General features: G+C 70.6%; 12 protein-coding genes. 1 reads left to right on the top strand and 11 read right to left on the bottom strand.

Translation table 11 applies throughout. From position 1 onward, the window contains the following. Positions 1–50 precede the first annotated feature (50 nt). The 3 genes from ACNJ7K_RS22725 to rpe are packed head-to-tail and all read right to left on the bottom strand — an operon-like array spanning position 51 to position 2395. Positions 51–656, bottom strand: coding sequence for a riboflavin synthase (locus tag ACNJ7K_RS22725; RefSeq protein ID WP_059381377.1), 606 nt, complete (start codon positions 654–656; stop codon positions 51–53). Between the two features lie 39 nt (positions 657–695). Continuing rightward, on the bottom strand, positions 696–1715 hold the full coding sequence (ribD, locus tag ACNJ7K_RS22720) for a bifunctional diaminohydroxyphosphoribosylaminopyrimidine deaminase/5-amino-6-(5-phosphoribosylamino)uracil reductase RibD (protein ID WP_120282433.1): 1020 nt from the start codon (positions 1713–1715) through the stop codon (positions 696–698). Continuing rightward, the gene (rpe, locus tag ACNJ7K_RS22715; RefSeq protein ID WP_060653315.1) at positions 1712–2395 is read right to left on the bottom strand and encodes a ribulose-phosphate 3-epimerase; all 684 of its coding nucleotides are present in this window, start codon (positions 2393–2395) and stop codon (positions 1712–1714) included. The genes ribD and rpe overlap by 4 nt, the downstream gene beginning before the upstream one ends. A gap of 162 nt (positions 2396–2557) precedes the next feature. Here rpe and ACNJ7K_RS22710 point away from each other — a divergent pair, with 162 nt between their 5' ends. Then, positions 2558–2776 carry a hypothetical protein gene (locus ACNJ7K_RS22710; RefSeq protein ID WP_225623782.1) on the top strand — a complete coding sequence of 73 codons (219 nt, stop codon included), beginning with the start codon at positions 2558–2560 and terminating at the stop codon, positions 2774–2776. Positions 2777–2978: 202 nt separating this feature from the next. On the opposite strand, the gene ACNJ7K_RS22705 is transcribed toward ACNJ7K_RS22710, so the two are convergent. The 8 genes from ACNJ7K_RS22705 to fmt form a co-directional block, all read right to left on the bottom strand. Next, a complete protein-coding gene (locus ACNJ7K_RS22705; RefSeq protein WP_120282431.1) occupies positions 2979–3908 on the bottom strand; it encodes a 1-phosphofructokinase family hexose kinase in 930 nt (309 codons plus the stop codon). A gap of 47 nt (positions 3909–3955) precedes the next feature. Further along, positions 3956–5194, bottom strand: a complete 1239-nt coding sequence (locus tag ACNJ7K_RS22700; protein WP_120282430.1) for a glycerate kinase family protein — start codon at positions 5192–5194, stop codon at positions 3956–3958. Between the two features lie 45 nt (positions 5195–5239). Further along, positions 5240–6742 carry an SLC13 family permease gene (locus ACNJ7K_RS22695; protein ID WP_159418454.1) on the bottom strand — a complete coding sequence of 501 codons (1503 nt, stop codon included), beginning with the start codon at positions 6740–6742 and terminating at the stop codon, positions 5240–5242. After that, complete coding sequence (locus ACNJ7K_RS22690) at positions 6739–7401, bottom strand: response regulator transcription factor (protein WP_060653230.1); 663 nt, start codon at positions 7399–7401, stop codon at positions 6739–6741. The genes ACNJ7K_RS22695 and ACNJ7K_RS22690 overlap by 4 nt, the downstream gene beginning before the upstream one ends. Beyond that, the gene (locus ACNJ7K_RS22685) at positions 7398–8996 is read right to left on the bottom strand and encodes a sensor histidine kinase (protein ID WP_230787202.1); all 1599 of its coding nucleotides are present in this window, start codon (positions 8994–8996) and stop codon (positions 7398–7400) included. The genes ACNJ7K_RS22690 and ACNJ7K_RS22685 overlap by 4 nt, the downstream gene beginning before the upstream one ends. Beyond that, positions 8986–9417 carry a hypothetical protein gene (locus ACNJ7K_RS22680; RefSeq protein WP_230787203.1) on the bottom strand — a complete coding sequence of 144 codons (432 nt, stop codon included), beginning with the start codon at positions 9415–9417 and terminating at the stop codon, positions 8986–8988. Before ACNJ7K_RS22680 ends, ACNJ7K_RS22685 begins: the two co-directional genes overlap by 11 nt. Positions 9418–9535: 118 nt before the next feature. Further along, positions 9536–11017: an RsmB/NOP family class I SAM-dependent RNA methyltransferase gene (locus tag ACNJ7K_RS22675; protein ID WP_120282426.1), complete on the bottom strand. Its 1482-nt coding sequence runs from the start codon at positions 11015–11017 to the stop codon at positions 9536–9538. Next, on the bottom strand, positions 11014–11937 hold the full coding sequence (gene fmt, locus ACNJ7K_RS22670; protein WP_192378844.1) for a methionyl-tRNA formyltransferase: 924 nt from the start codon (positions 11935–11937) through the stop codon (positions 11014–11016). Before fmt ends, ACNJ7K_RS22675 begins: the two co-directional genes overlap by 4 nt. Positions 11938–12108 lie beyond the last annotated feature (171 nt).

Here is a 12108-nt window from a genome sequence, read left to right as displayed (position 1 = left end):
CCGGACGACTCGTGCTCCGCGTCCACTGTCGATCTCCACAGTACGACGCGTCAGCGCGCGTTCTGCAGGCGCTCCACGTACTTGGCGATCACGTCGACCTCGAGGTTGACGAGGGTGCCCGGCTCGGCGGTGCCGAGCGTCGTCAGCGACAGGGTGGTCGGGATGAGCGAGATCTCGAACCACTCCTGTCCGCGTTCCCCTCCGAGACCCGAGACCGTCAGCGAGACACCGTCGACGGTGATCGAGCCCTTTTCGACGACGTAGCGGGAGATTTCGGCCGGGAGCGAGATACGCACCACCGTCCAGTTCTCCGAGGGTGTGCGGGAGACGACGGCGCCGGTGGCGTCGACGTGACCCTGCACGAGGTGGCCGCCGAGGCGGCTGTTCAGTGCGGCGGCGCGTTCGAGGTTGACGGAGCTGCCGAGGGTGAGCTGTCCGAGCGATGACCGGTTCAGCGTCTCCTGCATCACATCGGCGGTGAAGGACCCACCGTCGAGCACGTCGACGACCGTCAGGCACACCCCGTTGACCGCGATCGAATCGCCGTGCTTGGCGTCGGAGGTGACCAGCGGTCCGCGCACGGTGAAGCGTGCCGCGTCGGCGAGGTCCTCCTTCGCGACGATCTCACCGAGTTCCTCGACGATGCCGGTGAACATGTTCCGCTCCTTAGCTCCCGATCCGCGACCGGGTCCGATTCAGTTGTCCCGGTCCGGGACGAGTGTCAACAGAATGTCCGAGCCGACGGTCTCGACCCGTTCCCGGCGGAACCGTAGCGCGTCGGAGATCGTGCCCACGCCGGTGTCCTCGACGGCGGCCTCACCGGCTCCGAGCACGACGGGCGCCAGATATGCCTGGATGCGGTCGACGCAGCCCGCTGCGAGGAACGCGCCCGCGAGCCGGGGGCCGCCCTCGAGCAGCACGTCGGGTCGATCGCCGAGCGCGTCGAGCACCTCCCCGATGTCGTGGGTGCGCAGCACCAGCGTCGGCGCCGCGTCGTCGAGAACCCTTGCAGAGGTGGGAATCTCACGCATACCGACGACAACCCGCAGCGGCTGGTGCGGCGCGAGTTCACCGTCGGGCAGACGGGCGGTCAGCCACGGGTCGTCGGCGAGGACGGTGCCGGTTCCGACGATGATCGCGTCGAGCCGGCTCCGCTGGTCGTGCACGCGCGCACGCGATTCGGGACCGGAGATCCACTTGCTCGTGCCGTCTGCCGCCGCGCTGCGACCGTCCATCGACGCGGCGTACTTCCACGTCACGTGCGGCCGGCCGGTGCGCTGCCGGTGCAACCATGCCCGCAGCGGGCCGCGGGCGACGGCCTCGGCACCGAGACCGGGATGCACGGTGATGCCCGCGGCGCGGAGGGTGTCGGCGCCTCCCCCGGCGACGGGATTCGGGTCGGCGACGGAGTAGTACACCGTCGCGATCCCCGCCTCGATGAGGGCCTGCGCGCACGGGCCGGTGCGGCCGGTGTGGTTGCACGGTTCGAGGGTGACGACGGCGGTGCCGCCGCGCGCGCGTTCGCCCGCTGCCTCGAGTGCCCGGACCTCCGCGTGCGGACCTCCGGGTGGTGCGGTGGCCCCGACACCTGCCACCGCGCCGTCCGCGTCGAGGATCACCGCGCCGACAGGCGGGTTGGGGCTGGTCGTACCCCGTACGGCCTCCGAGGCATCGAGCGCGAACTGGAGGGCTTCGGCGACCTCGGGTGCGGTCACGGCGCGAGCGTCAGGTGCGGGGACGCGGCCCCGGCCTGCGCCCGCAGCTTGCGGACCGCCTCACCGGGATCGGCGGCGCCGTAGACGGCGGACCCGGCAACGAAGCAGTCCACACCGGCTTCCGCGGCGGCTTCGATGGTGTCGGTGTTGATGCCGCCGTCGATCTCGACGAGCAGACGCAGTTCACCCGAGTCGACGAGGCGGCGCACCTGGCGGGCCTTGTCGAGGACGTCCGGGATGAAGGACTGACCACCGAAGCCCGGCTCGACGCTCATCACGAGCAACGTGTCGAATTCCTTCAGGATCTCGAGATAGGGCTCGATGGGGGTGCCGGGCTTGACGGACAGCCCGGCCTTGCCGCCGGCCGCGCGGATGTCGCGGGCCACGGCGACCGGGTCGTCGGTCGCCTCGGCGTGGAAGGTGACGTTGTGGGCACCGGCCTCGGCGTAGGGCGGTGCCCATCGGCCGGGATTCTCGATCATGAGGTGACAGTCGAGCGGGATGTCGGTCGCCTTCAGCAGCGACTCGACGACCGGGAGACCGAGCGTCAGGTTCGGAACGAAATGGGCGTCCATGACGTCGACGTGGAGCCAGTCGGCACCGGCGACGGCCTGCGCCTCGTCGGCGAGACGAGCGAAATCCGCGGACAGGATGGACGGAGCGATCATCGGGTGGGCCACAACCGACGAGTCTAGTCGGCGCCCTCCACCGGGTCGGACCTGCGTCGGACCGGCGGTCCGCAGCCGAACCCGCCGGGAATGTCCGCTCTCGGGCGCATTGGTGCCATCACGTGGCCGTTATGCCCGGAAGGCTGTGGCAGTCACCCGATCGAAAGGATCATCGTGACCGCTCTCCATCACCGCGAATCCCTCCCTCCCCGACCGGACGGATCGGACACCGTCGACACCTTCCTGATCTCCGACCGCGCAGCCGAACTCGTCGACTTCCTCGTCGCCGTCCTCGAACGTGCCACGCAGCACGGCGCGGAGATCGTCACACGGCCGACGGCTTTCTTCGGCGATGTCGTCGCCCGGTTCCCGGATCCGTCCGGCAATCTCTGATGGATCCAGCGGCACGATCCCGGCGCCGACACATCCGCGTGGACGGACGACGCAGCGACGGACGAGTCGGCGGACCGGTCGGACGTTGCGAGTCCGGAGCTCGGGTACATCCACTCGACACTCATCGAAGCCGTTCGCACCCTGCGGGATCCACGGTCCCGCGCGGTGTGAACGGCGGTCGTCGGACCGGTGCCGCGGGTCGTCAGACCACGCGTGCGAGGGCGTCGAAACGATCGATGTCCTCGCGGCGGCAGACGTGGCTTCCGGCGGTGAGCAGGGCCGCTGTGCCGCAGGCGATCCCGAGGGCGAGCGCGTCCCGCAACGATCGTTCCTGCAGCAGTCCGACGACGAGTCCGGCGACCATGCTGTCGCCGGCTCCGACGGCGCTGCGCACCTTGGCCGCCAGGGCCGGCACCCGCACGGCCTCGTCGGCGGTCACCATGATCGCCCCGTCGGCGCCGAGCGAGACGACCACGATCTCCGTGACACCGGAGGTGACGAGTTCGCGCGCGGCCGTGATCTGCTCGTCGTCGGTGGCCAACTCCCGCCCGGTCCACTCGCACAACTCGTCCAGGCTCGGTTTGACGAGGTAGACACCCGAATCGATACTGGTCAGCGCATCGCCCGACGAGTCGAGGACGAATCGCGCGCCGGCCTCGTGCGCCGCCGCGGCGATGCGCCGGACGAAGGTGCCGGGTACACCGGGCGGGAAGCTGCCGCTCGCCACCACGTACTTCGCGCCTTCGGCGACCTTCTCGAGTGTTGCGAGGCAGCGTTCCTGCTCCTCGTCCGTCAGCTCGGGACCGGGTGTGACGAAACGGTATTCCTGACCGCTGCGGCGGTCGATCGCCGTGAAGCACTCGCGGGTGGACCCGGCGATGGGGACGATGTGCTCCTCGACATCGTCGTCGTCGAGCAGACCGCTCATCTGTTCACCCCGCGCACCACCGGCCGGATAGACGGCGGCGGCCGAGGCACCGAGTACGCGCGCGACCTTCGCGACGTTCACTCCTCCCCCGCCGGCGTCGTAGAACGGCTCGTCGCAGCGGAGCTTGCGTGTGGGCACCACCGCGTCGGTGAAGGTCGTGACGTCGAGTGCCGGGTTCATGGTCAGGGTGACGATCTCGGGCATGACCGGAACCCTATTCGGACCCACCCGCCGGCGCGCGGAACTTCTGGTCACGCCGCCGGCGCTCGGTGCTTGCGCTTCTTCGCCCGGCCCTTGCTGCGACTCGCCACGGCGGAGCCGAGCATCAGCAGGCGCATGGACCGCGCCGCGGCGTCGACGAGCAGGTCGTGACCGTTGGCGACGGCGTCCTCGAGGCGCATCGGGACGGGGATGATCGACGCGATCGCGCCGATCCCGACGTCGTGGACATCGCGCGCCCCCTCGCCGAGCGATCCGGCGATGGCGAGCACCGGAACGCCCGCACGCTGGGCGCGGCGGGCGACCTCCGCAGGTACCTTGCCGCGCGGGGTCTGGAAGTCGATGCTGCCCTCGGCGGTGATGATCAGGTCGGCACGCGCGATCAGGGAGTCGAGATCGATACCAGACAGGCCACTATCGAGCAGCACGTCGAACCGGGAGGCGATCCGGGCGCCGATGCCCGCGGCCAGACCGGCACCGAGGCCGCCGGAGGCGCCGGTGCCCGCCCCGAACCGCACATCCAGCCCGTGTGCCCGCCCGTCCCGCTCGAGCACCTTCGCCCAGCGCTCCAGAGCAGCGGACAGCTCCTCGACCTGCGCGGGTGTCGCACCCTTCTGCGGGCCGAAGACCCGAGCGACGCCGGTCGGACCGCACAGGACGTTGTGGACGTTGCAGGCCAGCACGATCTCGGTGTCGGCGAGCGCCGGGTGCAGACCGTCGAGATCGAGATGCGCGGCGCGCGCGAGGTGCCGTCCGCCGTCGGGTAGTTCGTCGCCGTCGGCGTCGAGGATCCGGGCGCCGAGTGCTCGCAGGGCCCCGGCTCCGCCGTCACTGGTGCCCGAGTCGCCGCAGCCGATCACGATGCGGCGGATGCCGTCGTCGAGTGCCGCGGCAATGAGTTCACCGACCCCGCGGGTGGTGGTGGCACCGGGATCACGGCGATCGGCGGGCACGAGCCGAAGGCCGGCAGCCGAGGCCATCTCGACGACCGCCGTCCCGCGGGTGGCACCGCCGAGACGCGCCCAGCTCGCCCGCACCGGCTCGCCGACGGGACCGGTCACGGTGACCGGGACGAGCGAGCCGCCGGTGGCCTCGGCGAGGATCTCGGCGGTGCCCTCCCCACCGTCGGGAACGGGCACGAGGTCGACGGCGGCGCACGGTAGCGCCCGGCGGACTCCCGCACCGATCGCGGCAGCGACGCCTGGCGCGTCGAGACTCTCCTTGAAACCGCTGGGCGCGACGAGCACGCGATGAGGAACCTTCAACGCCATGACGACTCCGATCGTGGAACGGGACAACTGGGGACGGAACAGGGATCAGACGAACAGCGACAGGCCGAGCAGCGGCCAGACGAACCACGCGAACAGCAGGACCAGCGTGGCGAGGAGCGGACCGAGCCACGCCGCCAGGCGCAGCAGATCCGAGGTCGAGTAGGTGGGGGTGCCGGGCACGTCCGCGAACAGCGTCACGGGCTTGGCCGACGACGGCAGGGTGTGGCAGAAGCCTGCGGCGGCCGTCGAGACAAAGGCCGCGGCGAGCGGATCGACACCGACGCTCGGGGCGAGTGCCACCACGACGGGAACGAGAACGGCGGAGCGGGCCGAGCGCGACTGGATGACCAGGTGGGCCGCGGTGGAGATCACGACCACGACGATCACGAACAGTGGTCCGGCACTCTCTCCGCGCGAGGTGAGTGGGCCGAAGGCCGTCGATGCGAGCCAGTCCGCCGCGCCGCTCGTCGTCAGCGCGGTACCGATCGACAGCGTCGCCGCCATGAACAGCAGCAGGGGCCACGGCACGGTCTTCAGTGCGGGCGCGAGGCGCACGGAACCGTACCGCGGGGAGGTCGCGACGAGCGCACCGAGCAGTGCCACCACCGCCGGGTGGATGCCGTGGACGGGTTCGGTGCACCACAGCACCATCACCACGACCAGCAGAAGGGCGGCGCGGGATTCGGCGACGGAGAGCGGCCCGGAGACCGGGGTGTCGGTCTGCGCGCCGATGTCGGCGGCGGTGACGGTGAGGCGTCCGCGCCGATCGTCGGCGGAGGTGAACAGCAGCAGCACCAGCTCGGCGGCGGCGTGCGACGAGACGATCGCCAGCGGCAGGCCGAGGATCATCCAGGTCGCGAAGTCGAATCCTGTGCCGGTCGCGGTGACGAGGATCTGCGAGGTGATCAGGTGCGCACCGGCGCCGAGCAGCGACGCCACCGCCGACAGCAGGATCACCGTGGGGAAGAGCAACGCGAGTGCCCGCACCAGTCGTGGCCGGTCGGCGAGGACCGTCGCGAGCGCCACGAACACCGGGAGCACCAGTGCGGCACGACCGGAGGTCGACGGCACCGCGAAAGCGGTGACGATCAGTGCCGCCGTCACCAGGTGCACGAGCGCCCGCGGGCTGCGCGCCCCCGTCACCAGGAAGGCCGCGCCGCGCGTCGCCAGACCCGACGACGCCACACCGGAGGCGATCACGAAGGCGGACAACAGGAGCCACACGACGTCGTCGCCGAGGGTCGCGAACAGTGCCTCCGCGTCGATGACACCGACGACCGTGAGGGCCGCGGCAGCGCCGAGCGCCACATAGGTGTCGTCGATTTTCGTGAACACCCACAGCCAGACGGCCACGGCGAACACGATCATGGTGACGGCGGCCGGAGTCGTCAGGTCTGGGTCGGTGCGCGTGAGATACACGAGGAGACCGACGGTGCCGGCGAGGATCCCGACCGCGACGATCCGGCCGGGCGCCGGGATCGCGTGTCTGCGCGGCGGGCGCGGCTGCGGCGCAACGACGCTCGGCGGAACGGTGGCGTGGAAGGTCATCGCAACCGGTACCCCGCGCCGCGGATCGTCTCGACCCGGTCTCCCCCGATCTTGTTGCGCAGCGCGCGCACGTAGACGTCGACGACGTTGGACGCGGGATCGAAGTCGTAACCCCACACGTGCCCGAGGATCTGTTCGCGGGAGAGCACCTGCCCGCGGTGACGCAGGAACACTTCGAACAGGGCGAATTCGCGGCTGGTGAGATCGACGCTCTCCCCGGCGATCTCGGCGCGTCGAGCCCGCAGGTCCAGAGCCATGTCGCCGTCGCGGATCACCGCTGCCGGATCGGCCGCCGAGCTGCTGTCGCCGATGCGCAACCGGATGCGGGCGAGCAGTTCGGCGAACTGGAACGGTTTGCTCACATAGTCGTTGGCACCGCCTTCGAGTCCCGCGACGGTATCGGTGACGCTGTCCCGCGCGGTCAGCACGATCACCGGGGTTCGCACACCTTCACCGCGCAGCCTCTCGAGGACGGTGAAGCCGTCCATGCGGGGCAACCCGATGTCGAGGATCACCAGGTCGAAGGCACCGCTGCGAGCGAGCATCAGTGCGGTCTCGCCGTCGGTGGCGTCGGTGGTGGTGTATCCCGCTGCGCGCAGCCCCTTCTCGAGAAAGGCGGTGATGCGGGTGTCGTCTTCGGCGATGAGGATTCTGCTCACTGTGATGCGGTCCTTCGAGTCTCGGCTGTACCGGGGGAACCGGCCGTGCAGGTCGTGTCGGTCGTGCCGGTGGTTCCTGCGGGGTCTCGTACGGGGAGGTCGATGCCGAACGTCGCGCCGTGTCCGACCGTGCTCTCGACCCAGGCCGAGCCGTGGTGCGCGTCGGCGATGGCGCGGACGATGGCGAGTCCGAGACCCGCCCCGCCTCGTTCGGCGGCGGGTCCGTGCCGGTCGCCGGGGACGGTGCGTCCGCGGCGGAAGCGTTCGAAGATGCGTGCCGCGTCGTCCGGTGCGACCCCGGGTCCGGTGTCCCGGACCCAGATCCGGAGGTGCTCGATACCGTCGTGTTCGACGAAGGCGGATCCGAGCTGGATGACGTCCCCGGGTCGGGTGTGGGTGACGGCATTGGTCGCGTACTGCAGCACGGCCTGGGTGACGCGTTGGGCGTCGATGTCGGCCGTGCCCTCGGCGATCTCCATGAGTTGCCAGTCGCGGGTGCCGAGCATCTGCGCCTTGGCCTCGACGTCGAGCATGAGGTCGGTGACGTCGACCGGTCGTCGCTGCACGAAGTCGGGGCGTTCGGCCTTGGCGAGGACGAGCAGGTCGGTGACGATCCGCGCCATCCGGTCGAGTTCGTCCTCGACGAGCCGGATCGTCTCCTCGCGTGTCGCGTCGTCGGCGTGACCGAGATCCATGAGTTCGAGGTGCCCGCGGATCACGGTGATCGGTGTCCGCAGTTCGTGGCCGGCGTCGTCGACGAACTGCTGCTGCGTGGTGTAGGCCTGTTCGAGGCGGTCGAGCATCGAGTTGAAGGTCTGGGCCAGGGCGGCGATGTCGTCGCGTCCGTGCACGGGCACCCGACTCGTCAGATCCTTCTCGCCGATGGCGGCGGCCACCTCGCGCACCTGGCGGATCGGGGCGAGGATCTGCCCTGCGACCAGCCAGCCGATGATCGCCGTGAGACCGAGGCCGCCGATCGCGACCAGCCCGATGGTGCGGGCGGTGTCGGCGACCTTCGCGCGCTGCTCGGCGGTGAACACGGCGACGATCAGCGCGCCCCGGTCGTCTCCGGAGGTGACGTCGGCGCGGGCCCAGCGCATCTGTCCACCGTCCACTTCGTGGACGCCCGAGCCTGTGGGGGCGTTGAGGATGCGCTCGAACAGCACACCGTCCTCGGTGAGGTTCGCCGGCAGGTCGGGCCGGTCCACCGCGATACGGCGGTCGAAGAGCAACGAACCGTCGACGACGCCGACGATCACCTCGCCCTCCGAGGTGTGCTGGCGGTTGAGATAGACCTCGAGCATCCGCTCCACGGAGGTGAACGGGAACGTCGTGGTGGGGTCGACGCCTTCGGCGGCGAACGCCCGGAATTCGTCGATCTCCTGGGTGATGTCGGCGTTCGCGTCGCGGTCGACGTGGTTGAGGAGCAGCACTCGCGCGGTGACGACGACGGCGACGAGCGCGACGGCCGTGGTCAGCAGGATCCAGCTGAGGATGCGCCATCGGGCAGGGAGCGCGGATCCGCGACCGGGGTGAGGGATGCGGAGGTGACCGGTGCGCTGCGTGCCGGCCTGTTTCCCGGACTCAGTCGTCATCGTCGTCCCAGTCGTCGTCCCCGCTGTCGCCGTCGTCGCTCAAGTCGTCGTCGCCCAAGTCGTCGTCGTCCCAGTCGTCGTCCCAGTCGACCTGAGGGGTCGGCAGGGGCTGGCGTGCGACGTCGGACCAACCCGGATCGGGAACCGGGGCCGGAACCACGGCGGGCGGGGGTGTCTGCGTGTCGGGGACCGACGGTGCGGGCGCCGACTCCGGCTCGGGTTCGGGTCGTACCTCGGAGGCTTCGACCCCGGGGGACGGCGCCGCGGACTCGGTCGTGGTCGGCACGACGGAGACGGTGACCGATGCGTCACCGATCTCGGGCGAGCCCGCCGGTCGTGTCAGGACCTGGCTCCCCCACGCGAGGGCCGCCGGGATCAGCAGCAGCGCTGCGATCACGAGCATGCGTTTCATCACCGGCATGGGGAACAGCATCCTGCACCGGAGTGAATCGATCGTGAAGACCGGATGAGAAGACTTTCATCTTCCCGACGCCGGACACGACGATCCGTGTCCGGCCGTCGCGATCAGCGCAGCACGGTCAGCGCTCGGGTTTACGCAGCGCAGCCATGAACATGGCGTCGGTGCCGTGACGGTGCGGCCAGAGCTGGACTCCCGGCCCCTCCCCGATCTGCGGCACGCCGGGGACGAGTTCGCGCGTGTCGAGCTGTTCGACACCGTGGCGGCGCACCGCGTCGGACACGACGGCGACCGTCTCCGAGACGTGCGGCGAACACGTCGAATAGAGCACCACACCCCCGGGACGCAGCAGCCCGATCGCCGATGCGAGCAGTTCCTTCTGCAATCGCACCAGTTCGGCGACGTCGCCGGGTTGCCTGCGCCACCGCGCCTCGGGACGCCGACGCAACGCGCCGAGTCCCGTGCAGGGCGCGTCCACGAGGATCCGGTCGTAGCCCGGTTCGAGTCCGGGCTCGCGACCGTCGGCGACGTGCACGGTCACCGGCAGGTCGCGGGCGGTCTTGCGGACCAGCTCCGCGCGATGTTCGACCGGTTCGACCGCGTCCACGGCGAACCCGTCGATCGCGGCGATGGCGCCGAGCAGTGCCGCCTTTCCACCCGGTCCCGCGCACAGATCGAGCCAGCGGCCCCGATCCTCGCCGACGAGGGGCGCGAGGGTGAGGGCACGTGCGACGAGCTGACTACCTTCGTCCTGGACCGCGGCCATACCCTCCCGGACGGGTTCGAGGCGGCCGGGATCACCGTGCTCGAGGTGCACCGCATAGGGCGACCACGGTCCGATCTCACCTCCGGTGACGAGCGCGAGTTCCTCCGCGGTGATGACCCCCGGGCGAGCGACGAGGTGGACGATCGGGCGCGCGTCGTCGGCGGCGAGGACGTCGGCGAGTTCGGAGGCGTCCGATCCGAGCGCGTGGGCGAACGCCTGCGCGATCCACAGAGGGTGGGCGTACCGGAAGGCCAGGTGACCCACCGGGTCGCGGTCCGGATCGGGGGCGAGCAGCGTGATCCACTCCTCCTCCGAACGCTCACCCACACGACGAAGCACCGCGTTGACGAAACCTGCTCGGCCCGATTCGAATTCGGCCCGGACTAGGTCGACGCTCGTGGCGACGGCGGCGTGCGGGGCGACGCGCGTGCGCAGCAACTGGTAGGCACCCAGACGCAGTACGTCGAGCAACGCGCCGTCGATCTCGTCGACGGGACGGTTCGCGGCATCGGCGATCACGGCGTCCAGCAGGCCTCGGGCGCGGGCCGCGCCGTAGGTGAGCTCGGTGGCCAGGGCAGCGTCGCGCGCGTCGAGATGCCGCTCCCGGAGCAGCGACGGGAGAACGAGATTGGCGTAGGCGTCCCGTTCGCGCACGGCGCGCAGTACGTCCCGCGCGGCGACGCGTGCGGGGTCGGCGGGTGGCTTCGACGGTCGGCGGGCGTGTTCGGACGCCGGATTGCGGTTCGGCTTCCCTCCGCCGTTCCGTCCACCGCGACCTGCGGGGTTCCGTCCTCCGGGATTGCGCTTGCCCCGCGGGGGCCTGCCGGATTCGCTCATCGCGCACGCACCTTCGGGTCGAGACGGGCGCCGCGCGCCCAGTCCGTGGCTGCCATCGCCTTCTTCCCGGGCGGTTGCACCGTCCCGAGCCGGACGGCAGTGGTAGCGGTACCGACGAGCACGCCGTCCTTGCGGATGTCGAGCTCACCGGGCTCGAGGGTCTCGTCGGTCACCGTCACGGGACCGATCTTCACGCGCAGGTCGCCGATCATCGTCCACGCACCCGGAGCGGGGGTGACGGCGCGAATTCGCCGGTCGACGACGTGTGCGGGGAGGGTCCACTGCACCTGGGCTGCCTCGACGGTGACCTTGGGCGCGTGTGAGACACCGTCGGCCGGCTGCGGCGCAGGCGTGAGGATGCCGTCCTCGAGACCGTCGAGGGTGGATTCGAGCAGCGTCGCACCGGCCTCGGCGAGGCGGCCGAGCAGGTCGCCGGCAGTGTCGGTGGGACGGATCGTCTCGGTGACGACGCCGTAGACCGGACCGGTGTCGAGTCCGGCCTCGAGCCGGAAGGTGCTCGCTCCGGTGATCTCGTCACCGGCAGCGATCGCCGCCTGCACGGGCGCCGCGCCGCGCCAGGCGGGCAACAACGAGAAGTGGAGGTTCACCCATCCGTGCACAGGGATGTCCAGGACGTCCTGCGGGATCAGGGCGCCGTAGGCCACCACGGGGCAGCAGTCGGGTGCGAGTTCGGTCAGTCGCGCGACGAACTCGGGGTCGCGCGGCGAGCGCGGCGTGAGGACCTCGATGCCGTGTTCGTCGGCGATCTGCCCCACAGCGGATCGCACGACCTTCCGGCCGCGACCGGCGGTGGTGTCGGGGCGGGTGACCACCGCGACGACCTCGTGGCGCGACGACTCGATGAGGCGGAGCAGCGACGGGACGGCGGGTTCCGGCGTTCCCGCGAAGACCACGCGCATGTCAGAGCACCGCCGGGCAGGAGGTGGGAGGCGCTGCGTGTGGACTGTGCGGGGATGTCACGGATGCTGCTCCAGTTCTCGACGGCGATGACCTCTCACAGTCTAGGGAGTCGACGTCGTGCGACCTGCATCACCGCGCCGGGCGGTCACCTCGCGGAGGCCGACACCGGA

This window comes from Rhodococcus shunpengi (assembly GCF_048381395.1).
Taxonomy (GTDB): Bacteria; Actinomycetota; Actinomycetes; order Mycobacteriales; family Mycobacteriaceae; genus Rhodococcus.
The sequence above is the reverse complement of the archived record's forward strand: the minus strand, read 5'-3'. Positions and strand labels throughout refer to the sequence as shown.